The organism is Aminobacter carboxidus, from assembly GCF_014863355.1.
GTDB classification, from domain to species: domain Bacteria; phylum Pseudomonadota; class Alphaproteobacteria; order Rhizobiales; family Rhizobiaceae; genus Aminobacter; species Aminobacter carboxidus.
The window spans coordinates 42,027-66,549 of record NZ_JACZEP010000006.1 but is presented as its reverse complement, the minus strand read 5'-3'; the positions used below and the strand labels follow the sequence as shown (position 1 = coordinate 66,549).

Annotated in this window: 28 protein-coding genes; 14 read left to right on the top strand and 14 right to left on the bottom strand. The window is 64.7% G+C overall.

Going from position 1 to position 24,523, the window contains the following annotated elements:
• The first annotated feature begins 73 nt into the window (after window positions 1-73).
• On the top strand, window positions 74-883 hold the full coding sequence (locus IHE39_RS18930) for a DUF2865 domain-containing protein (RefSeq protein ID WP_192567578.1): 810 nt from the start codon (window positions 74-76) through the stop codon (window positions 881-883).
• A gap of 227 nt (window positions 884-1,110) precedes the next feature.
• Entirely contained in the window at window positions 1,111-1,965 is an 855-nt protein-coding gene (locus IHE39_RS18925) for a hypothetical protein (protein WP_192567577.1), read from the top strand.
• 91 nt (window positions 1,966-2,056) lie between these two features.
• On the opposite strand, the gene IHE39_RS18920 is transcribed toward IHE39_RS18925, so the two are convergent.
• Both IHE39_RS18920 and IHE39_RS18915 read right to left on the bottom strand, forming a co-directional pair.
• The gene (locus IHE39_RS18920) at window positions 2,057-3,868 is read right to left on the bottom strand and encodes a cation:proton antiporter domain-containing protein (protein WP_192567576.1); all 1,812 of its coding nucleotides are present in this window, start codon (window positions 3,866-3,868) and stop codon (window positions 2,057-2,059) included.
• Window positions 3,869-4,062: 194 nt separating this feature from the next.
• Window positions 4,063-4,512, bottom strand: coding sequence for a baeRF12 domain-containing protein (locus tag IHE39_RS18915; RefSeq protein WP_184769923.1), 450 nt, complete (start codon window positions 4,510-4,512; stop codon window positions 4,063-4,065).
• Between the two features lie 419 nt (window positions 4,513-4,931).
• On the opposite strand from IHE39_RS18915, the gene cysG reads away from it, so the two are divergent.
• From cysG to IHE39_RS18890, 5 genes are read left to right on the top strand one after another with little or no spacing between them, the layout of a single operon-like run.
• Window positions 4,932-6,383, top strand: a complete 1,452-nt coding sequence (cysG, locus tag IHE39_RS18910) for a siroheme synthase CysG (RefSeq protein ID WP_192567575.1) — start codon at window positions 4,932-4,934, stop codon at window positions 6,381-6,383.
• On the top strand, window positions 6,380-6,685 hold the full coding sequence (locus IHE39_RS18905) for a DUF2849 domain-containing protein (RefSeq protein WP_192567574.1): 306 nt from the start codon (window positions 6,380-6,382) through the stop codon (window positions 6,683-6,685). Before cysG ends, IHE39_RS18905 begins: the two co-directional genes overlap by 4 nt.
• A gap of 20 nt (window positions 6,686-6,705) precedes the next feature.
• Window positions 6,706-8,376: a nitrite/sulfite reductase gene (locus IHE39_RS18900; protein WP_192567573.1), complete on the top strand. Its 1,671-nt coding sequence runs from the start codon at window positions 6,706-6,708 to the stop codon at window positions 8,374-8,376.
• A complete protein-coding gene (locus tag IHE39_RS18895) occupies window positions 8,351-9,109 on the top strand; it encodes a phosphoadenylyl-sulfate reductase (RefSeq protein ID WP_192567572.1) in 759 nt (252 codons plus the stop codon). The genes IHE39_RS18900 and IHE39_RS18895 overlap by 26 nt, the downstream gene beginning before the upstream one ends.
• A 12-nt stretch (window positions 9,110-9,121) precedes the next feature.
• Window positions 9,122-9,661, top strand: a complete 540-nt coding sequence (locus IHE39_RS18890) for a DUF934 domain-containing protein (RefSeq protein WP_192567571.1) — start codon at window positions 9,122-9,124, stop codon at window positions 9,659-9,661.
• Between the two features lie 37 nt (window positions 9,662-9,698).
• Here IHE39_RS18890 and IHE39_RS18885 read toward each other — a convergent pair whose 3' ends face one another.
• Complete coding sequence (locus IHE39_RS18885; protein ID WP_246470874.1) at window positions 9,699-9,929, bottom strand: hypothetical protein; 231 nt, start codon at window positions 9,927-9,929, stop codon at window positions 9,699-9,701.
• Between the two features lie 223 nt (window positions 9,930-10,152).
• On the opposite strand from IHE39_RS18885, the gene grpE reads away from it, so the two are divergent.
• From grpE to IHE39_RS18865, 4 genes are all read left to right on the top strand, one after another.
• The gene (grpE, locus tag IHE39_RS18880) at window positions 10,153-10,785 is read left to right on the top strand and encodes a nucleotide exchange factor GrpE (RefSeq protein ID WP_192567570.1); all 633 of its coding nucleotides are present in this window, start codon (window positions 10,153-10,155) and stop codon (window positions 10,783-10,785) included.
• 117 nt (window positions 10,786-10,902) lie between these two features.
• Window positions 10,903-11,535: a trimeric intracellular cation channel family protein gene (locus IHE39_RS18875; RefSeq protein WP_184769930.1), complete on the top strand. Its 633-nt coding sequence runs from the start codon at window positions 10,903-10,905 to the stop codon at window positions 11,533-11,535.
• Between the two features lie 66 nt (window positions 11,536-11,601).
• Window positions 11,602-12,945: an NAD(P)/FAD-dependent oxidoreductase gene (locus IHE39_RS18870; RefSeq protein ID WP_210327624.1), complete on the top strand. Its 1,344-nt coding sequence runs from the start codon at window positions 11,602-11,604 to the stop codon at window positions 12,943-12,945.
• Between the two features lie 28 nt (window positions 12,946-12,973).
• Window positions 12,974-13,222, top strand: a complete 249-nt coding sequence (locus tag IHE39_RS18865) for a hypothetical protein (protein ID WP_192567568.1) — start codon at window positions 12,974-12,976, stop codon at window positions 13,220-13,222.
• A 25-nt stretch (window positions 13,223-13,247) separates the two neighbouring features.
• Here the strand turns inward: IHE39_RS18865 and IHE39_RS18860 are convergent, their stop codons facing one another.
• The 8 genes from IHE39_RS18860 to IHE39_RS18825 form a co-directional block, all read right to left on the bottom strand.
• Window positions 13,248-13,724 carry an SRPBCC family protein gene (locus IHE39_RS18860; RefSeq protein WP_192567567.1) on the bottom strand — a complete coding sequence of 159 codons (477 nt, stop codon included), beginning with the start codon at window positions 13,722-13,724 and terminating at the stop codon, window positions 13,248-13,250.
• Between the two features lie 23 nt (window positions 13,725-13,747).
• Window positions 13,748-14,101, bottom strand: a complete 354-nt coding sequence (locus IHE39_RS18855; RefSeq protein ID WP_184769934.1) for an MmcQ/YjbR family DNA-binding protein — start codon at window positions 14,099-14,101, stop codon at window positions 13,748-13,750.
• Between the two features lie 4 nt (window positions 14,102-14,105).
• Window positions 14,106-14,987 (bottom strand): l-ornithine N(alpha)-acyltransferase, encoded by an 882-nt coding sequence (gene olsB / locus IHE39_RS18850; RefSeq protein ID WP_192567566.1) that lies wholly within the window; start codon window positions 14,985-14,987, stop codon window positions 14,106-14,108.
• 150 nt (window positions 14,988-15,137) lie between these two features.
• Window positions 15,138-17,429, bottom strand: a complete 2,292-nt coding sequence (locus IHE39_RS18845) for a PAS domain-containing hybrid sensor histidine kinase/response regulator (RefSeq protein ID WP_192567565.1) — start codon at window positions 17,427-17,429, stop codon at window positions 15,138-15,140.
• A 103-nt stretch (window positions 17,430-17,532) separates the two neighbouring features.
• Entirely contained in the window at window positions 17,533-18,282 is a 750-nt protein-coding gene (locus tag IHE39_RS18840) for an SH3 domain-containing protein (RefSeq protein WP_246485572.1), read from the bottom strand.
• A gap of 286 nt (window positions 18,283-18,568) precedes the next feature.
• Window positions 18,569-19,060 carry a signal peptidase II gene (gene lspA / locus IHE39_RS18835; protein ID WP_192567563.1) on the bottom strand — a complete coding sequence of 164 codons (492 nt, stop codon included), beginning with the start codon at window positions 19,058-19,060 and terminating at the stop codon, window positions 18,569-18,571.
• A gap of 9 nt (window positions 19,061-19,069) precedes the next feature.
• Window positions 19,070-19,906 (bottom strand): TrmH family RNA methyltransferase, encoded by an 837-nt coding sequence (locus tag IHE39_RS18830; RefSeq protein WP_192567562.1) that lies wholly within the window; start codon window positions 19,904-19,906, stop codon window positions 19,070-19,072.
• Window positions 19,903-20,994, bottom strand: a complete 1,092-nt coding sequence (locus IHE39_RS18825; RefSeq protein WP_192567561.1) for an RsmD family RNA methyltransferase — start codon at window positions 20,992-20,994, stop codon at window positions 19,903-19,905. Before IHE39_RS18825 ends, IHE39_RS18830 begins: the two co-directional genes overlap by 4 nt.
• A 163-nt stretch (window positions 20,995-21,157) precedes the next feature.
• Between IHE39_RS18825 and IHE39_RS18820 the strand changes: the two genes are divergently transcribed.
• The 3 genes from IHE39_RS18820 (at window position 21,158) to IHE39_RS30740 (ending at window position 22,796) form a co-directional block, all read left to right on the top strand.
• On the top strand, window positions 21,158-21,850 hold the full coding sequence (locus tag IHE39_RS18820) for a helix-turn-helix transcriptional regulator (protein ID WP_192567560.1): 693 nt from the start codon (window positions 21,158-21,160) through the stop codon (window positions 21,848-21,850).
• A 68-nt stretch (window positions 21,851-21,918) separates the two neighbouring features.
• The gene (locus IHE39_RS18815; protein WP_192567559.1) at window positions 21,919-22,305 is read left to right on the top strand and encodes a VOC family protein; all 387 of its coding nucleotides are present in this window, start codon (window positions 21,919-21,921) and stop codon (window positions 22,303-22,305) included.
• On the top strand, window positions 22,302-22,796 hold the full coding sequence (locus IHE39_RS30740) for an EVE domain-containing protein (RefSeq protein WP_246485564.1): 495 nt from the start codon (window positions 22,302-22,304) through the stop codon (window positions 22,794-22,796). The genes IHE39_RS18815 and IHE39_RS30740 overlap by 4 nt, the downstream gene beginning before the upstream one ends.
• Before the next feature lie 36 nt (window positions 22,797-22,832).
• On the opposite strand, the gene lhpI is transcribed toward IHE39_RS30740, so the two are convergent.
• From lhpI to IHE39_RS18795, 3 genes are read right to left on the bottom strand one after another with little or no spacing between them, the layout of a single operon-like run.
• Window positions 22,833-23,798 (bottom strand): bifunctional Delta(1)-pyrroline-2-carboxylate/Delta(1)-piperideine-2-carboxylate reductase, encoded by a 966-nt coding sequence (lhpI, locus tag IHE39_RS18805; RefSeq protein WP_192567558.1) that lies wholly within the window; start codon window positions 23,796-23,798, stop codon window positions 22,833-22,835.
• 36 nt (window positions 23,799-23,834) lie between these two features.
• Window positions 23,835-24,164, bottom strand: a complete 330-nt coding sequence (locus IHE39_RS18800; protein WP_184769945.1) for a LapA family protein — start codon at window positions 24,162-24,164, stop codon at window positions 23,835-23,837.
• Between the two features lie 44 nt (window positions 24,165-24,208).
• Complete coding sequence (locus tag IHE39_RS18795; protein WP_055981346.1) at window positions 24,209-24,493, bottom strand: integration host factor subunit beta; 285 nt, start codon at window positions 24,491-24,493, stop codon at window positions 24,209-24,211.
• Window positions 24,494-24,523 lie beyond the last annotated feature (30 nt).

Sequence of the window (24,523 nt, the reverse complement as noted above, 5' to 3'; positions counted from 1 at the left end):
GCTTGGGCAATTGACTTTCATTGCATTAGTAAACTGGAATGTTGCGGCGAGGTTTGCGTGGTGCGTTTGCGCTTTGCTTGTCAGCCTTTCCCAGGCGCAAGCCGACGCTTGTAGTTCCCTCCGGGCCCAGCTCGGTAACGGCAATGCCGCGCCCGCATATCTGACCAGGCAACTCTCGGCGATCAAGGCGCTCGAGCGCCAACGGCAATGCAGCGGCCGCAGCAGTGGCGGCTTCTTCGACCCCTGCCGCGATCTTGCCGGTCGCCGCGCAAGCGTCGAGCGCGAAATCCAAAACGCGTCCGGCCGGGGCAACAACGCGGCGATCAGGGCGCGCCTGTCGGCATTGGGGTGCACCCAGATGGCGGCACGTCCGGACCGCCGCAAGTCGGACCGACCCTTGTCTTTCACCGGACAAGCCATGCTGTACTGCGTGCGGCTGGCGGACGGCTATTATTTTCCGGCGCCCAATGCCCAGTTCGTCAATACCGGCTACTATGACAACACGCTCGATCGCTGCCGTTTCATCTGCAACGACAATGCGATGGACGTCTATGAGCTCGACGACATCGGGCGGGAAACCGAGGAGATGGCCTCGGTCAAGACGCGCCAGTCCTACAAGGATCTGCCAGCGGCCTTCGCCTATCGTGACAGGGCCGATTTCCAGGGCTGCGACCTGCCGCGCTATTATCGGCGCGCCAATGAGATGCGGGCGCGGACGGTGACCCCGAAGAACATGGAAGCGGCGATCATCCCGGTGCCCCAGGCCAGGCCCGAGCTGCTGCTTGACGACACGGTCACGGCGTTTGTGCCGGAGACGCCCAAGGCAATGCCGGCGACCACGCGCAAAATACGCGTGGTCGGTACGCCATTCCTACCGAACTAGGCGGCAAGCGGGGACTAGGCGCCCCGAGGCGTGTCCAGCTTGCGTCGGCGCCCGAGTGTCGGCGGTGCCGCGTCGAGGTGAGGGCCGGCGCTAGCCCACCTGTTGCCGCAATGTATCAGGTCACTGGAAAACCAGTCAGGGTTGCTCCCGGTTGGGTTCGGTTATCTTTCCCTTGCGTAAATTAGCAGTATGGAATGTTGCATTGCGATTTTGACGAGGGGCCATCCATGAAGAAACTGCTCGCTGCTGCCGGGCTTGCTGTGCTCGCAACGCCGGCTTTCGCTGCCGATCCGACACAACCGGTCGAGGAAACTGTTCGCCAGGTCTCCGGCTACGGCCAGATCTATGGCGGCGGGCTGTGGATCAGCGAATTCTCCGACGAGACGCTGTGGGCAGCCGGCGGCGCGGCGCGCATCAACGTGCCGTTTGCCGAGCGCTGGAATGCCCAGGGCGACTTCACCGTCGATGCCGTCGGCCAGGACGGCGAGAGCCTGCACGGCGTTGGCGGCGCGGCGCACCTGTTCTGGCGCGACCCGGCTTCTTATGCCTTCGGTGGCTTCGTCCAGGCCAGCACCTATGGATTTTCAGGTGGCTTGGATGAGGATCTCTGGAGCTGGAAGGTAGGCCCCGAGGCCCAGGCCTATTTCGGCAATGTGACGCTTTATGCGCAGGCCTATTACGGTGCCCTCGAATCCGATTTTCTGCCCTTTGACGTCGATCTCATGGGCATCCGCGGCGTGGTTCGCTATTTCGCCCAGGACAATCTGCGTTTCGACGGCGAGCTCGGCTTCCATCGCGCCAACCTGAGCCAGGGTGGCCTGGAGGCCGATTTCGACACGATCGCTGCTGCACTGCAGGCGACCTACCGTTTCGACGGCACGCCCTGGTCGGTGTTCGGCCGCTATCAGTACGAGAACATCTCGATCTCGGAAGGCCCTGGCTCGGCAAGCTTCGATTCGCACAAGCTGATGGTCGGCCTGCGCGCCAGCTTCGGCAGCAGCACGCTGATCGACGAAGATCGCAACGGCGCGACGATGGACACTTATCAGCCCAACTTCGTCATGCCGTTCCCCTTCCTCTGAGCAGGGCCGCGGTCGGCGGCCGCTCGCCAATTAAAAAAGGCCGCGCAATTGTGCGGCCTTTTTTGTTTTGGAAAAGCTTGGTTCGACCGGTTCAGGCTGCCGCCGGCGGGGCGTCGGGCTCCGGATCACTGGTAGGCGGCCTGGCCGAGCCTTCCAGGACCTGTTCGACGATGCCGCGCGCGATCTCGCGCTCGCCCATGATCACCTTGTCGGCACCGAGCCCGGTCAGGTGCTCGACTTCGGCGTCGGAATGAGCCCGTGCGATGATCAGCATCGCCGGATTGGCGGCCTTGGCCTTGAGCACGATCTGGCCGGCTTCGAAGGCATTGGGGATGGCGAGTATAAGGCGCCTGGCGCCGGCGGCATTGGCCGCGCCGAACACCTCGCCCTTGACCGCGTTGCCGGCGACCGTCTCGACACCTTCGGCCATGAGCCTGGCGATGGTCTTGTCGGAATCCTCGATGACCAGAAACGGCAGCTGCGCGTCCTTGAGCGACTGGCCGACCAGCGAGCCGACGCGGCCATAGCCGATCAGGATGGTGTGGTCGGTGAGCTTGGTTGGCGGCGGAATGTCGTCGTCGACCTTGGCGGATGCAACCTGCGTGATGGTGGCGACTTCGCCTGGTTCCGTGGCCGGGCCGATCGGCACGGCTTCGACTGGTTCCGGCACCTTGCCCGAGCGCTTTTCCAGCCACGGCTTCAGCCGCGCGACGCCGGCGAAGACCAGCGGGTTGAGCACGATCGACAGGATGGCGCCGGCAAGGATCAGGTCGCGGCCCTTTTCGGGCAATAGGCCGAGCCCGACGCCGAGTTCGGCGAGGATGAACGAGAACTCGCCGATCTGCGCCAGGCTGGCCGAGATGATCAGCGCGGTGGCCACCGGATAGCCGAAGGCAACGACGATCAGGAAGGCGGCGACCGACTTGCCGATGATGATGATGAACAGCGTGGCGAGGATCGGCCAGGTGTTGCTGAGCAAGCTGGTCGGGTCGAACAGCATGCCGACCGAGACGAAGAACAGCACCGAGAACGCGTCGCGCAGCGGCAGTGTTTCTTCTGCCGCCTGATGGCTGAGTTCGGATTCGCTCATGATCATGCCGGCGAAGAAGGCGCCCAGCGCCAGCGAGACGCCGAACAGCTTGGCAGCGCCAAAGGCAACGCCCAGCGCGATCGCCAGCACTGACAGCCGGAACAATTCGCGCGAGCCGGTGTGGGCAACGTAGTGGAGGATCCAGGGGATGACCCGGCGGCCGACCACCATCATCACCACGACGAAGGCGGCGACCTTGGCCAGCGTGATGCCGATGACGCCCCAGATGCCGAAGTCGAAGCGCAAGGCCAGTATGTCGGGCGCCTGGGTCGTCTGCGCCTCGCCGCCGAGCACGCCGGCAAGGGCGGGCAGCAACACCAGCGCCAGCACCATCGCCAGGTCCTCGACGATCAGCCAGCCGACGGCGATGCGGCCACGTTCGGTCTCGATCATGCGCCGCTCCTGCAGCGCGCGCAAAAGAACGACGGTGGAGGCGACCGAAAGCGCCAGGCCAAAGACGAGACCGGCGCCGATCGACCAGCCAAGCATCCAGGCGAGGCCGGCGCCAAGGGCTGTGGCAAAGGCGATCTGGACGATCGCCCCCGGCACTGCGATGGCGCGGACGGAGAGAAGGTCCTTGAGCGAGAAATGCAGGCCGACGCCGAACATCAGCAGGATGACGCCGATCTCGGCGAGTTCGAGCGCCAGCTCCTGGTCGGCGACGAAGCCGGGCGTGTTCGGCCCGACCAGCACGCCGGCGACCAGATAGCCTACGAGCGGGGGAACCTTGAAGCGATTGGCGAGCGCGCCGAAGATGAATGCCAGCCCCAGACCGGCGACGATGGTAGCGATGAGGGGCGTGTCATGCGGCATTGTCCCGGCGGCACCTTTCGAAAATGAGCATTGTATTGGGGTGCGGCGGTGAAATCCGCTGCATTTCCAATATGGTGGACGCAGGCGCGCATGCGCAACCCTAAGCGGCCAAGAAACATGGCCCCAGTGGAAAAAAGTGCCGGCAGCGGCTGCCGGCACTTGACGAAAAGCGTATCTGGAACTGTTGCCTGGACTCAGGCAGCCATCAGGATCGACTCGATGTCGCTGACGCTGTGATTGGTCAGCGTCTTGGCCATTTCGGCCGAGACGCGCTCGTCGACTTCCTTGTGCAGCTTCTTGCGCAACTCGCCGAGCACCAGCGGCGGCGCAACGAGGATGATCTCGCGGAAATCGCCGGCGTGGGCGAGCTTGTAGAGACGCGCCGCGATCTCGTCGGCGAAGCGCTCCTTGGCGACGCGATGCCAGTCGGTGTCTTCGACGGCGCTGCGATGGACGGAGGGGCCGTCATTGTAGCGGCCTGGGCGATCGCTGCCTTGTTGGTGCGTCGGCGGATTGTCCTGTTCCATCTCGCGTACGACTTCGAGGTTGGGATATTTGGTGTCGCCCTTGTTCTTCAGGAACAGCGCCTTTTCGCCATCGGCTACCAGCACCCAGATTCCGTGCTTCAGGTTGATATGCGTCATGTCGTGCTCCTTTGCTGCTCGCCCTTTTGGGGAACGTCGGGCGTCCACTGATGTTCCGGATGAACGGCAAACAGGGCTCGGAGCGCATTCCGGCTTAATTCTACTAACTTAGTAGAAATTAGGAAAAACGCGTCCGGGCGACCATGCGTCCCATCGCGGTTTCTCAGTGCATTCGGCGCATCGCAAGCATGGTGAACACCGGCGATTTCAAGGGCTGCGGGCGACAGGCCAGCTTTTCGGCGTCATGGCCGCAGGTGTAGCCCGAAAAACTGTCCGCCGGCCCGTGGTGGAATAATTTTCTCTTGGCGCCTCGGGCAAGGCAAAAGCGATTGCCTCCCTTATCGGCGCGCGCGAGTGCATTTCTTCTGCAGCGCAGCAATGGCGGCTAGAAATGACTGGTATCCGGAACCTGTCGCGTCATGACCCTAGCCGCCGCCAAGCTCAACGCATTTCCGATCTTTCTCAAGGTCGAAGGCGAAGCCGTGGTCATCGTCGGCGGTGGCGACGAGGCGCTGGCCAAGGCTCGCCTGCTGGCTCAGTCGAGCGCCGAAATCTGTATCATCGCCGACCATGTCGAACCGCATCTGCGCGACTGGATCGCCGCCAACGGCGCGACCCGCATCCATGCTGCCTATGACGTTTCGCTGATCGAACGCGCTGTCATGGTGTTCGCCGCGACCGGCGACGAGGCGCTTGATCGTCGCATCTCGCGCGACGCTCGCGAGCTGGGCATTCCGGTCAATGCCGTCGACCGTCCCGAGCTGTGCGATTTCTTCACCCCGGCACTGGTCAATCGCGCCCCGGTTGCCGTTGCCATCGGCACCGAAGGGGCAGGGCCTGTTTTGGCGCAGATGATCCGTGCCCGCGTCGACCGCATGCTGTCGCCGCAGCTCGGCGCGCTTGCCACGCTGGCAGCCACCTTCCGCGACGCCGTCGAGCGTGTGCTGCCTAGGGGCAACGTCCGCCGCCGCTTCTGGCGCGAATTCTTCGAAGGCGCACCCGCCCGTGCGCTCGACAACGGCCAGCTTGGCGAAGCGCATGACGCGGCGACCGAACTTCTGCTGCAGAAAGGCTCGATCAAGGGACATGTCGCGCTCGTCGGCGCCGGTCCTGGTGCAGAGGATCTGCTGACCTTGCGCGCCCATCGCCTGCTGATGGAAGCCGACGTCATCGTTCACGATGCGCTGGTTCCCGAGGCGGTGATCTCGATGGGGCGCCGCGATGCCGAGCGGCTGCCGGTGGGCAAGCGCAAGGGTTGCCATTCCAAGACCCAAAGCGAGATCAACGACCTGCTCGTCGAACTGGCGCAAGCCGGCAAGCGCGTGGTGCGCCTGAAGTCCGGCGATCCGCTGGTGTTCGGCCGTGCTGGCGAAGAAATGCAGGCGATGCGCGATGCCGGCGTCTCCTACGAGGTCGTGCCGGGCGTGACGTCTGCCTTCGCCGCCGCTGCCGATTTCGAACTGCCGCTGACGCTGCGTGGCGTCACCTCTTCGATGGTCTTCACCACCGGCCACGACCTCAAGGGCGGCTCGCTGCCCGACTGGGCCAAGCTCGCCATCTCTGGTGCGACGGTCGCTGTCTACATGGGCCGCTCGGTTGCCGCCGACGTGGCTGGGCGCCTGATCGACGCCGGACTGTCGCCCGATACGGCGGTCGCCGTCGTCGAAAATGCCAGCCTGAAGAACCGCCGTCGTTTCCACGGCACGCTTGCCGACCTGCCGTCGCTCGAAGCGCGCAGCGATCTCGACGGCCCGGTCATGACCATCATCGGCGACGCAGTCGCCGGCGCCAATTTTGAACTTTCCGAGCCGCTATCGGCACACAGGCACGAACAGGCCGCCCGCGCGGCGCTCGAAGGAAGCAGGGCATGAAGATCCTTACCGCCAACCGGCTGACCGACGGCGAGGCCGTATGGTTCGCGGCCGACGGCACATGGGCCGAAACCATCGATGCCGCCGAGACTGTCGGCGACAAGGCCGACGAAGCGCGCCTCGAGGCGATCGGCAAGGCGGCCTACGACAACAATGAAGTCGTCGACGTCAATCTGATCGACGTCAGTCTCGTCGACGGCGCGATCCAGCCGCTCAGGCTGCGCGAAGTGATCCGCGCCGCTGGCCCCAGCAATCGACACGACCTTGGCAAGCAGGCCCGGCCCGCCGCCGGCGCCGCCTGAACACAGACCGGAAGACGACCATGTACCGTTACGACGAGTTCGACCATGATTTCGTGAAGGCCCGCGTCGCCGATTTCAGCGACCAGGTCGAGCGTCGCCTTGCCGGCGAGATCACCGAGGACCAGTTTAGGCCGCTGCGCCTGATGAACGGCGTCTATCTCCAGCTGCACGCCTACATGCTGCGCATCGCGGTGCCTTATGGCACGCTGAGCTCGAAGCAGATGCGCATGCTCGGCCACATCGCCCGCAAGTACGACAAGGGCTATGGCCACTTCACCACGCGCCAGAACATCCAGTTCAACTGGCCGGCTTTGTCCGACATTCCGGCGATCCTTGCCGACCTTGCTTCGGTCGAGATGCATGCCATCCAGACCTCGGGCAACTGCATTCGCAATGTCACCGCCGATCATTTCGCTGGCGCCGCCGCCGACGAAGTTGCCGATCCGCGTCCCTATGCCGAGATCCTGCGCCAGTGGTCGTCGGTGCATCCGGAGTTTTCGTACCTGCCGCGCAAGTTCAAGATCGCGGTGACCGGTGCCGAGCGCGACCGTGCCGCGATCCAGACGCACGACATCGGCCTGCATCTGAAGAAGAACGACAAGGGCGAGCTCGGCTTTGCCGTCTATATTGGCGGCGGCCAGGGCCGTACGCCGATGGTCGCCAAGAAGATCCGCGACTTCCTGCCCGAGCAGCACCTGCTGTCCTACACCACCGCGATCCTGCGCGTGTACAACCTGCACGGCCGCCGCGACAACAAGTACAAGGCGCGCATCAAGATCCTCGTCCATGAGACCGGCGTCGACGAGATCATCCGCCAGGTCGAGCATGAGTGGCAGGCGCTGAAGGATGGCGAACTCAAGCTGCCCGAGGCCGATGTCGCGGCGATCCAGTCCTACTTCGCACCGCCAGCACTGACGGCGCGCCCGGAAGGCGACGAAGCGGTCAAGCTGGCACGGCTCGATTCCAAGAGCTTCGGCGACTGGATCGACCAGAACGTCTTCACCCACCGCAATCCCGACTATGCGGCGGTGACGATCTCGCTCAAGGGCATCGGCGAAGTGCCGGGCGACGCCACCGACAGCCAGATGGACGCGGTTGCCGACATCGCCGAGACGTACGGCTTCGATGAAATCCGCGTCAGCCACGAGCAGAACCTGATCCTGCCGCACGTCGCCCGCGCCGACCTCAAGGCGGTCTATGACGCGCTGGTGGCGATCGATCTTGCCACCGCCAACTCCAACCTGATCAGCGACATCATCGCGTGCCCTGGCCTCGATTATTGCGCCCTGGCCAATGCCCGCTCGATCCCGGTGGCGCAGGAAATCTCCAAGCGTTTCGCCTCGCTGGAACGCCAGCGCGACATCGGCGAGCTGAAGCTCAAGATCTCCGGCTGCATCAACGCCTGCGGCCACCATCATGTCGGCCATATCGGCATCCTCGGCGTCGAAAAGAAGGGCGCGGAACTCTACCAGGTGACGCTCGGCGGCTCGGCCGACGAGCACACCTCGGTCGGTGAGATCATCGGCCGTGGCTTCGGCCCGGATGAGATCACCGATGCCATCGAAACCATCGTCGATACCTATCTCGGCATCCGGCTCGACCGTACGGAAAAGTTCCTCGACGCCTATCGACGCGTCGGCCCCGCGCCGTTCAAGGAGGCGCTCTATGCTAGCGAAGCCAAGGCAGCCTGACGCCGAGACCGAAGCGCAGGTTCTCGCCGAGGCCGCGGCACTCGACGCGCTCTACGGGCACCTGACGCCCGTCGAGATCATCGCGCGCGCCGCCACCGAGCGCTTTGCCGGCGAAATCGCCGCCGTGTCCTCCTTCGGGGCGGATTCGGCAGTGCTTCTGCACATGATCGCCGAAGTCGACAGCAAGCTGCCGGTGATCTTCCTCGATACCGGCAAGCATTTTGGCGAGACGCTCGACTATCGTGACGCGCTCGCCGCCGATTTCGGCCTGACCGACATCCGCATCATCACGCCTGACGAGGCGGCCCTGGCGCGTATCGATCCGACCGGCAACCTGCACCAGATCAGCACCGATGCCTGCTGCGACGTGCGCAAGGTCGAGCCCATGGCGCGTGGCGTCGAGCCGTTCCGCGCCTGGTTCACCGGCCGCAAGCGCTTCCAGGCCGCTACCCGCGCAGCCCTGCCGGTGTTCGAGCAGGTCGGCCCGCGTTTCCGCATCAATCCGCTGGCGCGCTGGACCACCTCCGACCTCGCCGACTACATGCGCAAGCATGCGTTGCGCGAGAACCCGCTCGTCGCCTATGGTTACCTGTCGATCGGCTGCTTTCCCTGCACGCAGATCGTCAAGCCGGGCGAGGATGCGCGCAGCGGGCGCTGGGCCGGCCAGGCCAAGACCGAGTGCGGTATCCATCTCTCCGGCCTCGAACAGTCGCTGACCGACGCATCACTTTAGGAATTCACTTTCATGACCGAAGCGACACCGGCGCCGCGCCTCTGGACCCCCGAAGGCTTTCGGGACGATGGCTGGACCCATGCCGAGAACGCCAGTGCGCTGGCCGGCAACAGCCGGGTCATCCTGACGCTGCAGGCTTTTCTGGAACTCTCGGCCGACCAGCGCGAAGCGGCAAAGGAACGCCTCGGCGTGCTGCTCCAGCCCGGCGACCAGCTGGAAGAGATCTCCGACTCGCTCGACCAGCTGTCGCTGGTAGCCCTTGCCTTTCCCGCTTTCAGCGACGGCCGCTCCTTCTCCAAGGCCGAATTGCTGCGCAGCCGTCACGGCTTCGAAGGTGCGGTGAGGGCGACCGGCCAGGTGCTTGTCGACCAATTGCCGCACATGCTGCGTGTCGGCTTCAACGAGTTCGAGATCACGCATCCGGTGCTGCTGAAGCGGCTTGAAGCGGGCGAGGTTGGTGGCTTGCCGCTCTATTACCAGCCGACGGCCAAGCCGGCCGACGTTTCCGACAAGGGCGCGAAATACGCCTGGCGCCGCGCAGCCGGCAAATGAGTTGCTGTCCCCGCCCTCGACGCGGGTGGGTGGCGCGCTAGATGGTGCTCAACATCTTGCGGAGCGGCTTGTCCTGTTCGGCGGCATCGAGCCTGTCGAGCAACCGGCGGAACTTGTTGGGCAGGTGATCGTCGGCCTGGAATGCCGGCAACGCTTCCAGCACGCGCAGATTGCTTTCGGTGGCGAGCTCACGCCTGATGTTCGTCGCCAGCTTCGCTGCAGTCTTGTTGTTGCGTGCATTGGGCATGGTCGAGGGCCTGTTCGTCATCGGGAGAACTCCTGCCAGATGCAATTGGTTCCCAGATCGTTCTCCCGCCACCGATATGGTCCGCCTCTATGGTAAAGCTTGAATTAATATTGAATTGTTGGTGCCTGTAGAGCTGCTGCAGGGCGCGGCATCCGGTCTTCGCAGCCGTTACCTCTTGATTTTTGGCACCCAAACCTCGATATCGGGCGCAACTTAGAACGTGTCCAAACAACGGGAATTGGCGATGAGCGACCAGGCAAAAGACGAACGCACGCCCGACGAAGCGGCGGCTGCCGAGGCCCAGGCCGAAAAGATCGAAGGCAGCATCGAAGGCGACTACGAAGCCCTCGTGCGGCTGTTGAAGGAAAACGAAGATCTGAAGGACCGCGCCCTGCGCGCCGCAGCCGAGATGGAGAACCTGCGTCGCCGCACCGCGCGCGACGTGCAGGATGCCCGTGCCTATTCGGTGGCCAATTTCGCCCGCGACATGCTTTCGGTCTCGGACAATCTGCGTCGGGCGATCGAGGCGGTCTCCGACGAGGCCAAGGCAGCCGGCGATGCTGGCCTCGCCAGCCTGATCGAGGGCGTCGAAGTGACCGAGCGTTCGATGCTGTCGGCGCTCGAGCGTCACGGTGTGCGCAAGCTCGATCCGCTCGGCGAGAAGTTCGATCCGAACTTCCACCAGGCGATGTTTGAAGTGCCCAACCCCGACGTCGCCGCCAACACCATCGTGCATGTTGCCCAGTCCGGCTACACCATCGGCGACCGCGTGCTGCGCCCGGCCATGGTCGGCATCGCCAAGGGCGGCCCCAAGCATGTCTCCGAGGCGCCGGCCGAGCCCGGCCCGGTCAACGAGCAGGCCGAAAAAGACGCCTGAGAAGCGAATAGCGAATAGGGATTAGCGAACAGGGATTTGATCAGTAAAGTGGCCCCCAAACCGGGGGGCTGCTTTGTTTTTCTCCTATTCGCTACTCACTATTCCCTATTCGCTCCCATGAACCCACTGCTCTATCTCGACTATGCCGGGGTTGCGGTGTTTGCCGCCACCGGCGCGCTTGCCGCTTCGCGCAAGCAACTCGACGTCATCGGATTTTTGTTCCTGGCGAGCTTTACCGGCATCGGCGGTGGCACCGTTCGCGACGTCATCCTTGGCCTGCCGGTGTTCTGGGTGATCAATCCGGCCTATGTGCTGGTCTGTGCCGCGGTTGCGGTGCTCGTCTTCCTCACCGCCCACCTGGTTGAATCCCGCTACAAGCTGTTGCTCTGGCTCGATGCGCTCGGCATGTCGGCCTATGCAGCCATTGGTGCCGCCAAGGGACTGGCCGCGACCGGCTCGCCGACGGTCGCCATCGTCATGGGGCTTTTGACGGCGACCTTCGGTGGCATCCTGCGCGATCTTCTCGCCGGCGAGCCCTCGGTCCTGCTCAAGCCTGAAATCTATGTCTCCGCCGCCATGGTCGGGGCGGGCATCTACACGCTCGCCGACATCGCCGAACTGCCGCCGGAGGTGTCGACCGTCGTCGCCTTCGTCGCGGCCTTCATGGTGCGTGGCGGCGCGCTGAAGTTTGGCTGGACTTTTCCTGCCTATCGCAGCCGTCCCGGCCGCCGCCCCGAAGATATTCCCTGAGATGTCAGGCTCTATACCTGTCCGCGAAGCTGGTTCTACTATGCGCCGAAGCAGAGGGTGGAATCGATGCAGCATCGCGTTGTGGTCGTAGGCGCCGGCTTCGGCGGGCTGGAAGTCGTCAAGGGGCTGGCAGGTGCTGCGGTCAGCATCACCTTCATCGACCGGCGCAACCATCACCTGTTCCAGCCGCTGCTCTACCAGGTCGCGACGGCCTCGCTGGCCACCTCCGAGATCGCCTGGCCGATCCGCTCGCTTGTCTGGAACAGGCCGGAGGTGACGACCATCCTGGCCAACGTCACCGGCGTCGATGCCGAGCAGCGCCAGGTCCTTCTCGAAGGCGGCGCGACCGTGCCTTATGACAGCCTGGTGCTGGCGACCGGCGCGCGGCACGCCTATTTCGGCCACGACGAGTGGGAAGGCTATGCGCTCGGCCTGAAGACTCTCGAAGATGCGACAACGATCCGGCGGCGCATCCTGGTGGCTTTCGAATGTGCCGAGCGGGAGACCGACTCGGAAAAGCAGGCGGCGCTGCTGACCTTCGTCATCGTCGGCGCCGGTCCCACCGGGGTGGAACTGGCCGGAACGATCGCCGAACTGGCGCGGGACACGCTGCGGCGCGATTTCCGCAACATCGACACGGGCAGAGCGCGGGTGGTGCTGATCGAAGCCGGACCGCGTGTGCTTGGCGGGTTCCCCGATGACCTCTCCGAATATGCCCTGCGCTCGCTGCGCAAGCTTGGCATCGAAGTCGAGCTCGGTCGCGCCGTCTCCGACTGCAACGCCGACAGCGTCACTTATGGCGATATCAGGCTGGCGACGAAGACGATCATCTGGGCCGCCGGCGTGCGCGCATCGCCCGCCGCCGAGTGGCTCGGCGCCCCGGCGGACAGGGCAGGACGTCTCCAGGTCATGCCTGACCTGACGGTTCCAGGTCATGCTGAGATGTTCGCCATCGGCGACACCGTGACGGTGAACGACCCGAACGGAAAACCCGCGCCCGGCATCGCGCCCGCCGCCAAGCAGCAAGGCCAGCACGTCGCCGCCACCATCAAGGCGCGGCTGCGCGGCGATGCCGCGCCGCGGCCGTTCCACTACCGCCATCAGGGAAGTCTTGCTCAGATCGGCAAGCGCCGCGCGGTCATCGACTTTGGCTGGATCAAGCTGCGCGGCGCCCTGGCGTGGTGGTTGTGGGGCATCGCCCACATCTACTTCCTCATAGGCTCTAGGGCACGGCTCAGCGTGGCCATCAACTGGCTCTGGATCCACGCCCGCAACCAGCGCGGCGCCCGGCTGATCACCCAGGGCGAGGCCCGGATCGACGCGATCGGGGTAACGGCTGGCGAAGAGGCGCCAGACGCGCAGCCGACCCCTGCCACTCGGGCCATGCCAGTGCCATCAGGGCGTCAATGACAGGTCAAACGCGCCGGGACGGGCTGGCATGATCGAGCGGAAACGGCCGCGCCACCTCGCTGCCATCCTTGGCTATACCCGCCCTTGTCGTCGGCCTGCCCATTGTCGTGCTCGGGCTGTTGCCGGTGCCGTGCTCAACGGCAGGCATTTCGGGAAACCCTTTCGGCTGCTGGTCGCCGGCATCTGTGTGCTGGTCTGTCTGGCATTGATCCCCAACGTTGCCGGTGCTCTGAGGGAACAACGGCTGAACGCGCTCGCCACTGTAACCTGCGGCTGACCCGGACGCTTCTCCCCGTAGGAGCTTAGGCCTCGATGAAGGCGGCGAGATTTGCGAGCGACGAGGCGATTCCCTTTTGATGGTCGTCCTCGCTGATGCCAGGCGGCACGTTTTCGCAGCTGACGGTGACCCGTGTCGTGCCTCCGACAGGCTCCAGCGCCGTCACGATCCGCATCGTCCCGGCAAAGGCGGGATCGTCCGATTCGAATTCGACAAGCTCGACGACGCGTCGGCCCGGCACCAACTCGGCAAACCGGCCCCCGAAGACATCGGCATTGTCAGTGGTCTTGCCGTGGCCACCGTCGTCCTCATAGATGAAGGCCATGCGGAAGGTGCCGCCTTCGCGTGCATCAAAGGCCAGGACTTCGCCTCGCATGCCCATTGGCGGGCGCCAGCTTGCCACCGCAGCGGGATCGACGAGGGCCCGATAGACGACGTCAGACGCAGCCTTGATGATCCGCGATCCGGTGTCGGTCCGACGAGGTTCTTGGGTACCTGCCATCTGCTTCTCGCCCCTGTCTGCGATCAACCGGCCACCTGCTGTGCCTTGAGCAGGCTTTTCGGCGCCTGCATCAGCCAGGCGCGCTTGAGCCGGGTTCTCAGCTGGTCAGGCGGGATGTCGTGGATGCGTACCAGCACGACCGGCCAGCCCTTATAGTGGGCGGTCTCGAAATAGAGCTGCGGATCGGCCTCCATCAGCATCTCCTTTTCCTCCAGCGCGCACGTCACCGCCGCCGTGTCGGCATCCTTGACGCGGCAGAGGAATTTCTTGCGGACATGAAGCGACGGCGTGCCGTAGGAGGTACCTTCGACCACCTCCGCCAGTCCTTCGGCCGCTGCGCGCAGCTTGTCGAAGGCAGGCTGGAGGCCGTCGCTCACGGCACTATGCGGCGAAGCGCTGGGTTTCGCCGCCGTAATAGTTGATGTAGCGGGCGCCGATTTCCTTCACAGGCATGACGATGAAGACGTCCGTCGTGCCGAAGTCATGGTCGATGACGCAGCCGTCGCCGATCTTCGCCCCGACGCGCAGATAACCTTTGATCAGCGGCGGCATCGCAGCGATCGCCGACTTGGCGTTGACCGCTTCGATCGGCATCAGATCCATCGCGCAATAGCGCCCGGCCACGGCCCGCACGTCCCAGTCCGCGCTGGTGCGGCAATGGTGGGCGAGATAGGTCAGCGCCTCTGCATGCGCCGCGGGCACCGTGCCATGGAACGAAGCGCAACCGGTCATGACGTCGATGTCGTAGCGGTTCAGATAGGCCCAGATGCCTTGCCACAGCGCCTCGATGGTGCGCTTGGAGCGGTATTCGGGCAGCACGCAGGAGCGGCCGAGCTCCAGGAAGCGCTGGCCCGGATGGCGGGCGATGAGCTTGTTGAGCTCGAATTCGTCGTCGGAGTAGAAGCCGCCAGCCGCCGTTGCGCGCTCCTGGCGCAGCAGGCGGTAGGTGCCGACGATGCGGCGATGCTCGGGGCCTGATATCGAGGTATCGAAGACCAGCAAGTGATCGCAGATGTCATCGAAGCGATCGGCGTCGCGCCGCTCGATCGAGTGCAGTGCCTGCTTCCTGGCGCCGAGTTCGTCGAAGAACACGCGGTAGCGCACTTCCTGGGCCGCGGCGATTTCCGACTCGTCCCGGGCGAGGCGAACCTCAAGCGTCCCGATCCGTCCGAGCGGTGTCCCTGGCAGTAAAGGTTTGGAAGGCACTGTCACCTTGGCGCCGTTGGCTTTCTGAGTGTCACTGTCCGGCAAGGCTGTATGCACGGGTGATTCTCCTTCGAGCCATCCCTCCTGGCGCGGGGATACGGTGTCGGTGCTACAGGATTGTGACAGTATCGTGATCAACCTGTCGCGGCAAGTCTGGCCGGGCAAGCAACGGCGCGTAGCCGGCTAGGAAAATCGCCCCGATTTAGTTCAGGCAGCGGCGCGCTGCTCGACAAGATTGATCAGGACATCGGGGTCGAGCGGCTTGGTGACAAAGCCGCTGGCACCATGGGCGAGCACCGCGTGGCGGGTCTTTTCCTGGCTGTCGGCGGACAGCACCATGATCGGCACGGCAGCCAGGCCATGCTGCTCTTCGTGCCTGCGGATGGCCGAAATGGCGTCCAATCCGTCCATTACGGGCATGTGCATGTCCATCAGCACGACGTCATAGCGCCGCTTGCGGCTGGCGCCAGTCACCGCCTCGACAGCGGCCTTGCCATTGTTGACGACGTCGACGCGATGCCCTGCTTTCACCAGCACGGCGCGGGCGAGCATGGCGTTGATGTCGTTGTCCTCGGCGATCAGCACCGACAGGCCACGAAGCTGCGGACGATTCGCGGGCTTGGCCGCGGTGCGGCGGCTCGCCAGTTGCGGCTTGCCCTGCACGACGCCCTGATTCGCCAGCAGCACCCGCAACAGGGTCTCGCTGCGCACTGGCCGGGCGAGGAAGGTCGCGTAGCCGCTGGCGCGCAGTTCGCCAAGCAGTCCGCGGTCTGTCGGTGCAATCAGTGTGACGGCTTCGCTGGCGGCGAAGCCGCGTTCGCGCAGTTGCTTGAGCATGCGGCCGTCGTTTTCTTCGAGCGCGGCGTCGACGAGCAGCGCATTGCAGCCTTCGGCGAAGGCGGCGGCCTGTTCAGGCGTGACCGCAATGTCGGCGTGGCCGCCATGGCCGCGAATGGTTTCGGCGAGCGCTTCCGCTTCGGTGGTGTTCTTCGACAAGATGACGGCGCGCCGGCCAGCCAGCGCATCGGCGTCGGCCTGGGGCGTGTCGGTCGCGCCAAATGCCGGTAGCTCGAAGGCAAATTTAGAGCCTTCGCCGGGTTGGCTGGTGACAGTGATCGTGCCGCCCATCGCGGTGACGAGACGTTTGGAAATGGCGAGCCCTAGCCCGGCACCGCCATGCGAGCGTGTCGAGGTGCCGTCGGCCTGCTCGAACTCCTCGAAGATGCGTTCGACGTCCTCGGCGCGCAGGCCTGGTCCGGTATCGGTCACGGTGAAGCGGATCGTGCCGGGATGATCGTCGCCGGTCCGCTCGACATTGAGGCGGACGCCACCGGCATCGGTGAACTTGATGGCGTTGCCGATCAGGTTGAGCAGGACCTGGCGGACGCGGCCGGGGTCGGCCGATATCATCTGCGGCACGTTGGGCGCGACATGGCAGCCAAGGCCGATGCCCTTGCCGAACGCGCGCGACGCCAACAACTCGACGACATTGTCGGCGATTTCGCGCGGCGACATCGGCTGCGGCTCGGGATCGAAGCGGCCCGCCTCGATCTTGGAATAGTCGAGCAGGTCCTCGATGAGTGCCAACAGCGCGCTGGCCGAGGTCGAGACGGCGCCGACATAAGTGCGCTGCTCGGGCGACAGTTCGGTGTCGTGCAGCAGCTTGGCCATGCCCATGATCCCGTTCATCGGCGTCCGTATCTCGTGGCTTACGGTCGCCAGGAAACGCGACTTCGCCTGGCTGGCATACTCGGCCCGCTCGCGCGCGCCGATCAGTGCGGCTTCGGCACGCTTGCGGGCGGTGATGTCGCGGGCAATCGCGCGGTGCGACACGGCATTGCTGGCCTTGTCGCGCACCGAAAGCTCGATCCATGAGAACCAGCGCACCACACCGATGGAGCGGATGCCGACATCGGTTGAGCTCAGGCATTCGCCATCGGCGAAGGCGGCATCAGGCACCACGCCGACATCGACGCCGAGTTCGGCAAGTGTGCGGCCAGCGAGGTCGCGCGGGTCCTGGCCGATGAGTTCGGCGAACACCTTGTTGGCATAGACGATGCGGCCGTCGCGGTCGCGGTGGACGACCAGGTCACCCAGCGCGTCGATGAGGCCGCGGAAGCGCTCTTCGCTTTCCTGCAGCTCCCACATCCGGTCGGCAAGGGTCTCGATCTCGGCGCGGTTGCGCGAGGCGTTCTCGGTGATTGCTTCCGCGGCCCGCGCGCGCTCGCCCAGGCTGCGCGACAGCAGCACCATGCCGGCAAGGCCGATGGCGAACAGGCTTGCGCTGATGAAAACAGGCGCGCCAGTCAGATGCGCAAGGCCGGAAAGCACCAGGACGGCGACGAGGATGGTGAAGTAGAGGCCGCGCGGCGGCTCCTTCGGCAAGGCCGGTGCGAGCGAAGGCGGCGTGATAATTCGGCGATGCGACTGCATGTCGGGGTCGGCTGTGGCCGCACCTTGCGTCGTCTTCTCACCAGTTGTGCCGGACTCCGTCATCATGGCGGAAGCCTAGCACCGAGTGCTTAGGGAAGATTTTGGCAGATAGATCGAATTTTAGCTGTCGTTCCGTTTCCGCAGATCTGACGGTCGGGAAATACTACGATTACTGGATGTAGCTCTTGTAGACGTAGCCGCGCTTGCCGTTGAAAACGATTTCGCACCATTGGGTGCAAGAAACCAGCTCGACCGAGGTCTTGGCCGGAATGACGCCAAGCACCGCGCCGCCTTTTTGCGGTTTGGCGCGCATGTTCACCGACCGCTTGATGACGGCTGCCTTGCCGCCCTCGCTGGCTTCGGCTGGCTTGGCTTCGGCCTCGATGGCCTTGACCGCGGCGGTCGCGGCGGGGTCGGTCTTGGCGCCGGTATCGGTAAGAGCGAGAGCAGCGGTCTCGGTCGGGTCCTTGGCGATGACCTTCTCGGCGCCGGGAATGGCCGGCATCGCTTCGAGCGGCTGCGTTGCACCGGCCTTCACCACCTGCGCCCAGCGCGGGTCGGCGGCCAACGGCATGTCGGACGCTTCCTCGGCAACGGCGTCCGAAACGATGATCGAGCTGGCGGTCGAAGCGACGCGGCTCTTGCGGCCGGTCGGTTCGGCAATGATGGTGGTGATCTTTTCCTTGGACGGCTCGGCCTCGGCCTGCTGAATTTCCTGAGCTTGGTCGGCCGCGCTCTGGCCCATATGCGGCAGGATAAAGAGGGCGGAAACGGCGGTGATGCTCATCAGGGCGGTCATCGCCAATACGCCGCAGACCAGGCCGCGGTTCGGCGCGTTCTCGCGCCAGGAAGCCGGCTCGGCTTTCATGAACATCATCGCGGAGCGCGGCTGATTGGCTGCGCCCAACCCGAAGGGCATTTTCACTAGCAACTCTCCACTCAGGCCCCAAGCGCTCGGAATAGCGAGCTTCCCCACCTGTCGTTTCGACCCGCAAATCTACGCCGCGTAGCCGCAAGACAGTTCAGTCGGTACCTTTCGGCCCGTCCACCGAACGCACCATGATGAGCGATTGTGGCAGACCTTGGACCCGATTGCGACCATCGTGAAAAAAATCTTAACCGCTTAGTGAAGTCTGTGGGTAAGCTGCGGATGACCTCACGGCCTCGTCACATATTGTATTGTGACTTGATCGTTTCCGTTTCGCCTATTCGTCGGCGGCCTTGGGTTTGCTGCGGCCGCGCCGCCAGGCCAGGAACTCGTCCAGCACGACCAGCGCTGCTCCAACCGAAATGAAGGCGTCGGCAAGGTTGAAGATGGCAAACGACCACACCGGCGTGTGGAACAATATGTAATCGATGACGTGGCCGTAGACGGTGCGGTCGATGAGGTTGCCCAGCGCACCGCCGACGATTAGCGCGAAACCGAAGCGCGAGATGACCTGCGCCGGCGTGGTCTTGATGGCCAGGTAGGTGACGAAGGCGACGACGACCGTGGTCAGTACGATCAGGCCGGTGTCGCCGACATCCGAGAACATCGAAAAGGCGATGCCGGTGTTGTAGGTGCGGTAGAGAGCCAGGAACGGCAGCAGGTCGACCTTCTCGTGCATGACGAGATTGGCCTCGACGAGCACCTTGATCCATTGGTCGAGCGCCACGGCGAGAGCTGCGACGACCCCGTAGAATGCGACTGGATTCAACAGCGGCTCCTAAAGCTTCAGCGCGCCGCGCCGGATTTCAAACAGCATGACGCCGGTGGCGACCGCGAGATTGAGCGAATCGGCGCGGCCGGCCTGCGGGATGCGCAAAAGCTTGTCGCAAGCATCAGCCAGATTGTCTGGCAAACCCTGCTGTTCGTTGCCCATCACCAGCAAAACCGGGCGGCTGCCGAAATCGACTGAGCGGTAGTCGACAGCGCCCTTGAGATGCGTGCCGGCGACGGTGCCGGCAAAATCCTTGCGCCAGGCAAGAAACGTTTCCGGGTTGGTCTTGGCGACCGGCACGGCGAAGATCGAGCCCATCGTTGCCCGCACGGTTTCGAGCGAGAACGGATCGGTCGTCTCGCCGACCAGGATGACGCCCTTGGCGCCGACGGCATCGACCGTACGAATGACGGTGCCGAGATTACCGGGATCGCGCACCCGGTCGAGCGCCACCCAGACATCATTGCCTTTCGGGCGAATGTCTTTGAGCGGCACGAAGCGCTGGCTGAACACGCCGACGACTGCTTGCGGGTTGTCGCGCCGGGTGATCGCCGTCAGCACTTTTTCGGAGACTTCGAGCACGTCGCCGCCGGAGGCGACTGTACGCGCCGCGACCTTCTCGACCGCCGGGTTGCCGAGCGCCGACTTGGCGAAAATCAGCGTCTTGATCGTCCAGCCGAGGTCGAGCGCGTCGATGACCAGCTTCAGCCCTTCGGCCATGAAGGCGTTCTGCTGGTCGCGGAATTTCTTCAGCGCTAGTGCCTTGATGTCCTTGACCAGCGGGTTGGCGAGGCTCGTCACTTCCTTGACGCGGCCCGGTGCTCCGGTGCGGTGTTCGCTCATTTGGCCACCCAGCGTGAAAACAGCGATGTCGAAAGCGCGCGTCCCGCCGATTTCTCGCGGATGATCAGCTCGCCCGATTCGATGGTGCCGCCCATACCGGCGAAGGTGTCGCGCATCAATGCGTGGATGGCGAAGAACGAGGCACGGATCGAATAGGCGGTCAGAACCACAGCCAGCGGCTTCGGCGTCAGGATCGAGCGGCAGATGTCGGTCATGGCGGGCAGGCTCTCGAACAGCTGCCAGACCTCACCCTTGGGGCCGCGGCCATAGGCCGGCGGATCGAACAGGATGATGTCGTAGCGGCTGCCGCGACGTTCCTCGCGCTCGACGAACTTCATCGCGTCCTCGCAGATCCAGCGGATCGGCTTGCTGCCAAGGCCGGCCATCTCCTGGTTCTCGCGCGCCCATCCGATCGCCTTCTTGGAGGCGTCGACATGGGTGACTTCGGCCCCGGCGCGCGCGGCGACCAGCGAGGCAAGTCCGGTGTAGCCGAACAGGTTGAGCACCTTGACCGGGCGCTTGGCGTCGACGATCAGCCGGGCCATGTGATCCCAGTGCGTCGCCTGCTCGGGGAAAACGCCGACATGGCGGAACGAGGTGAAGCGGCCCTGATAGTGCAGCCCGTCATGGCGCATCGGCCAGGTCTCGCCGAGCGGCATCTTGGGGAAGCGCCAGCGGCCGAGGCCTTCCTCGTCGGTGTCGCCGGTGAACACGGCGTCGGCGCGTTCCCATTCCTTGGCCGGCAGCGCGCGCTGCCAGATCGCCTGTCCCTCGGGCCGGACGATGCGGTAGGGGCCGTATTGTTCGAGCTTCTCGCCGTTGCCGGAGTCGAGCAGGGCGTAGTCGTCGTTGGGCGCGACCTCAAGGATCAGCGGCAGCTGCTCGGCGGGAAAGGCGCCTTCCCGGCGGACCAGCTTGCGCGGTTCGGCCTTCGGTTCCGGCGCATGGTCCTGGCGCGGGGCAGGGCGCTGCTCGGGCTTGCGCTCCTGTTGCCGCTCGACACGGTCGCGCGTCGGTGCAGGGGCAGCTCCGCCCTTGCGGGGCTGCTGCGGGCGGCTGTCGCGGCGTTTGTCGCGCGGGTGCTTCAAGGAACGGCGTCTCCGGATAGTTGGCCGCTTTTGGCACAGGCCACCGTACACCGCAACCGGACGGGCGGTCGCGGGGGTGGGGCGAGCGGAACTGGCGCATTGCAGACGCCTTCCGGTGCCGCTGTCTCGGGCCTATCTTGCCGACAACAACCGCCCGAGAATCATGTCGCGCTCCGAACGCCTGCTCGACCTCATCCAGATCTTGCGCCGCCATCGCCGGCCAGTGAGCGGCTTGACGCTTGCCGGCGAGCTCGACGTCTCGATCCGCACGCTCTACCGCGACATCGCCACCTTGCAGGGACAAGGCGCCCCGATCGAAGGCGAGCCGGGGCTGGGTTATGTGCTGAAGCCCGGTTTCATGTTGCCGCCACTGATGTTCACCGACGAGGAAATCGAGGCGATCGTGCTCGGCTCGCGCTGGGTTGCCAAGCAGCCCGACACGAGGCTGTCGGCGGCCGCAACGGATGCGCTGGCCAAGATCGCAGCGGTGCTGCCCGAAGACCTGCGTGACGAGCTCGATGCAACCGCCCTGCTTGTTGGGCCGAGCGTCGGTCCGACGCGCGAGAATATCGATCTCGGCGTCATTCGCCAGGCGATCCGGGCCGAGCGAAAGATCGAGATGAACTACGAGGATGCATCCGGAGCAGGTTCGCGCCGCACCGTCTGGCCGTTTGCGCTCGGCTTCTTCGACAAGGTCAGGGTGATGGTGGCGTGGTGCGAAATGCGCCAGGATTTCAGGCATTTCCGTGCCGACCGTATCTCGGATCTCGCCGCCACCGACACGCGTTACCCGCGCCGCCGCGCCGTGATGCTGAAAGAATGGCGGGCGACGCTCGACACCACGAGGAAGCTTTGAACGCCACTGCCAGAATCTGACAGTGGCATCGCCTAGGGTCGTCCTTGTCCGAAACAAGGAGAACCGCGATGCGCAGCCCCAACTTCATCATCCTCTATGTCGACAGCCCCGAAACCAGCAGCGCCTTCTATGCTGGCGTGTTCGGCCGTCAGCCGGTCGAAGCATCGCCGACCTTCGTCATGTTCGTGCTCGACGGCGGCTTCAAGCTCGGCCTGTGGTCGCGCCACACCGCCCAGCCCGCGGCCGCGACTGCAGGAGGCGGTTCGGAGGTCGTCTTTGCCCTCGACACGCCTGGCGCGGTAGACGCGACCCATGCCGAGTGGTCGAGCCGTGGGCTCAAGATCCTGCAGGCGCCTGCCGAGATGGATTTCGGCCGCACCTTCGTCGCACTCGACCCCGACAACCATCGCCTGCGCGTCTACTGCCTCGACCAAGCGGCAACAGCACGGCCATGAGCACGGCCAACTGGCTTGCGGTCGCTTCCGCCGAACATGTCAGGCGCGGCCGTTCGGGCGGCTTCATGCAGGTTTGCCATGGCAAGGCCGGCCCGCTGCGTCGGATCATGGCGGGCGACGGCGTCGTCTATTATTCGCCGGCGACGGTCATGGGCGGCGAGGACGAGCTGAAGTCATTCACCGCCATCGGCCACGTACGGTCAGGCGATGCTTACCAGTTCGACATGGGCGGCGGCTTCTTGCCGTCCAGAGCAATTCCAGGAAAAGTGCGTAGCGGTTTTCCGTCCGGAATTGCGCAAAAACAAGAAGATAGAGAGATTCCGCGATTCGAAGAAAAGCGGAAATTCTCTAGGCGCGATGTCGATTGGGCGGCTTCCAACGAGGCGCCGGTCCGATGCTGCTTGGGCGGCTCGATTTCACCGCTGGCCGCAACTGGGGTTATCAGCTTCGTCTCGGGCTTTGCCCACTCAGCGAGCGCGACTTCCGCCTGATCGCGGAAGCCATGAATGCGCAGGTCCGTCTCAAGGCTACCGCTTGAGTGCCTTGTAGACGGCAATGCCGGCGGCGAGGTCCTCGAGGGCGGCGCCCACCGACTTGAACAGGGTGATCTCGTCCGCCGACTGGCGGGCGGGCTTCTGGTTGCGGGCGAGCTCGTGCAGGTCGGCGACGATGTCGTCGGCCTTGAGAACGCCTGCCGCGATCGGCTGCACGATGTCGCCGGCTTCCTTGGTCGCACCCGCGCGCGTGTCGACATAGACACGCGCCTTGCTGATCGCATCGTCGTCGGCCTCGCGCATGCCGGGCGTGAAGCCGCCGACGAGATCGACGTGGCAGCCCGGCTTGAGCCTGGCGCCCTTGACCAGCGGCGTCGTTGAGATCGTGCCGGCGGTGATGATGTCGGCCCAACCCAGCTCGGCATCGAGATCGGAGACGGCGGTTGCCTCAAAACCTTCGCCGCGCAACGAAGCGGCGAGCGTTTCGGCGTTGGCGAGCGTCCGGTTCCAGACGCGGATTTGCTTGATCGGTCGAACGGCAGCGTGCGCCCGGGCGAGGAACTTGCACTGCGCCCCGGCACCGATCACCAGCAGTTTCGAGGCATCCTCGCGCGCCAGGTAGGAGGCGGCGAGTGCCGAGGCGCAGGCCGTGCGCCACTGGGTCAGGCGAGGGCCGTCCATCAGCGCCTGCGGCTCGCCGGTGATGCCGTCGAGCAGCAAATAGAGCCCGACGACCGCCGGCTTGGCGATGTCGTTATTGTCAGGCGAGACGGTGACGATCTTGACGCCGATATGCCCGTCGGCGCCGGCACCCGCGGCCTTGAAGTCGGTCCAGGCCGGCATCAAAAGCAGGGTCGAATCGGTGCCCTTGGCACGCTCGACGGTGTGATGATGGCGCACCGGCTGCACCGCGCCGTCGCGGAAGGCCGTGCGCAGCGTCTCGACCAGCCCAGGAAAGGTCAGTGCGCGGTCGATGTCATCGGCCGAAAAGTGCAGCATAAAATTCTCCCTGAAAGGTCGTCGCGCCGAAGTGGATCAGTTGGGGCGCGGCAGGGCCGGGCCCTGGGCAACCGGAGGCCGCTGGGCTGCTGCCTGGCGCAGGCTCTCGGCTTCGAGGCCGCGCTGGCGGGCGACCTTGCGGTAGCGGCCCTGCTTGAGCCAGGTCACAGCGCCGCCGAGAATCACCCCGAGCGCCAGCGCCATAAACAGCAGCACGAACAGCGGCGCCTGGATGGTCAACGCCGGATTGCCGGGATTGAACGGGTCGAGCGTGAATGCGGTGGGCGCGCGGTTGGCGACGGCGAGTGCGATCAGCACGATCGCCACCGGGACGAAGACAACGATGAGCATGAAGCGGTTGAACATGGATATTCCCGTTTAAAGCCCCGCCGCCACAGCTGCCTGGCGGCCTATTTCGCCGAGTTCAGCCGCTCGCGCAGCTCCTTGCCGGTCTTGAAGAACGGCACCCACTTTTCCTCGACTTCGACGGATTCGCCGGTGCGCGGGTTGCGGCCGGTGCGGGCCGGGCGATTCTTGACCGAAAACGCGCCGAAGCCGCGCAGCTCGACGCGATTGCCATCGGCAAGGGCATCGGTGATTTCGTCGAAGATGGCGCTGACGATGTTCTCGACATCCCGCAGGAACAGATGCGGATTGCGTGTGGCAATGATTTGCACCAGTTCAGACTTGATCATGTGCTCGGTCCCCGTCGAGATAGTGATGAT

What these genes read in the sequence shown, in the direction of transcription:
- IHE39_RS18845 (WP_192567565.1), bottom strand. Translation starts at nt 17,429, where the DNA reads ATGATGACGGAGTCCGGCACAACTGGTGAGAAGACGACGCAAGGTGCG.
- IHE39_RS18895 (WP_192567572.1), top strand. Translation starts at nt 8,351, where the DNA reads ATGCTAGCGAAGCCAAGGCAGCCTGACGCCGAGACCGAAGCGCAGGTT.
- IHE39_RS18915 (WP_184769923.1), bottom strand. Translation starts at nt 4,512, where the DNA reads ATGACGCATATCAACCTGAAGCACGGAATCTGGGTGCTGGTAGCCGAT.
- lhpI (WP_192567558.1), bottom strand. Translation starts at nt 23,798, where the DNA reads ATGCTGCACTTTTCGGCCGATGACATCGACCGCGCACTGACCTTTCCT.
- IHE39_RS18905 (WP_192567574.1), top strand. Translation starts at nt 6,380, where the DNA reads ATGAAGATCCTTACCGCCAACCGGCTGACCGACGGCGAGGCCGTATGG.
- IHE39_RS18875 (WP_184769930.1), top strand. Translation starts at nt 10,903, where the DNA reads ATGAACCCACTGCTCTATCTCGACTATGCCGGGGTTGCGGTGTTTGCC.
- IHE39_RS18820 (WP_192567560.1), top strand. Translation starts at nt 21,158, where the DNA reads ATGTCGCGCTCCGAACGCCTGCTCGACCTCATCCAGATCTTGCGCCGC.
- IHE39_RS18860 (WP_192567567.1), bottom strand. Translation starts at nt 13,724, where the DNA reads ATGGCAGGTACCCAAGAACCTCGTCGGACCGACACCGGATCGCGGATC.
- IHE39_RS18890 (WP_192567571.1), top strand. Translation starts at nt 9,122, where the DNA reads ATGACCGAAGCGACACCGGCGCCGCGCCTCTGGACCCCCGAAGGCTTT.
- IHE39_RS18925 (WP_192567577.1), top strand. Translation starts at nt 1,111, where the DNA reads ATGAAGAAACTGCTCGCTGCTGCCGGGCTTGCTGTGCTCGCAACGCCG.
- IHE39_RS30740 (WP_246485564.1), top strand. Translation starts at nt 22,302, where the DNA reads ATGAGCACGGCCAACTGGCTTGCGGTCGCTTCCGCCGAACATGTCAGG.
- grpE (WP_192567570.1), top strand. Translation starts at nt 10,153, where the DNA reads ATGAGCGACCAGGCAAAAGACGAACGCACGCCCGACGAAGCGGCGGCT.
- IHE39_RS18900 (WP_192567573.1), top strand. Translation starts at nt 6,706, where the DNA reads ATGTACCGTTACGACGAGTTCGACCATGATTTCGTGAAGGCCCGCGTC.
- IHE39_RS18920 (WP_192567576.1), bottom strand. Translation starts at nt 3,868, where the DNA reads ATGCCGCATGACACGCCCCTCATCGCTACCATCGTCGCCGGTCTGGGG.
- IHE39_RS18800 (WP_184769945.1), bottom strand. Translation starts at nt 24,164, where the DNA reads ATGTTCAACCGCTTCATGCTCATCGTTGTCTTCGTCCCGGTGGCGATC.
- IHE39_RS18885 (WP_246470874.1), bottom strand. Translation starts at nt 9,929, where the DNA reads ATGACGAACAGGCCCTCGACCATGCCCAATGCACGCAACAACAAGACT.
- IHE39_RS18815 (WP_192567559.1), top strand. Translation starts at nt 21,919, where the DNA reads ATGCGCAGCCCCAACTTCATCATCCTCTATGTCGACAGCCCCGAAACC.
- IHE39_RS18870 (WP_210327624.1), top strand. Translation starts at nt 11,602, where the DNA reads ATGCAGCATCGCGTTGTGGTCGTAGGCGCCGGCTTCGGCGGGCTGGAA.
- IHE39_RS18830 (WP_192567562.1), bottom strand. Translation starts at nt 19,906, where the DNA reads ATGAGCGAACACCGCACCGGAGCACCGGGCCGCGTCAAGGAAGTGACG.
- IHE39_RS18840 (WP_246485572.1), bottom strand. Translation starts at nt 18,282, where the DNA reads ATGCCCTTCGGGTTGGGCGCAGCCAATCAGCCGCGCTCCGCGATGATG.
- IHE39_RS18795 (WP_055981346.1), bottom strand. Translation starts at nt 24,493, where the DNA reads ATGATCAAGTCTGAACTGGTGCAAATCATTGCCACACGCAATCCGCAT.
- cysG (WP_192567575.1), top strand. Translation starts at nt 4,932, where the DNA reads ATGACCCTAGCCGCCGCCAAGCTCAACGCATTTCCGATCTTTCTCAAG.
- IHE39_RS18865 (WP_192567568.1), top strand. Translation starts at nt 12,974, where the DNA reads ATGATCGAGCGGAAACGGCCGCGCCACCTCGCTGCCATCCTTGGCTAT.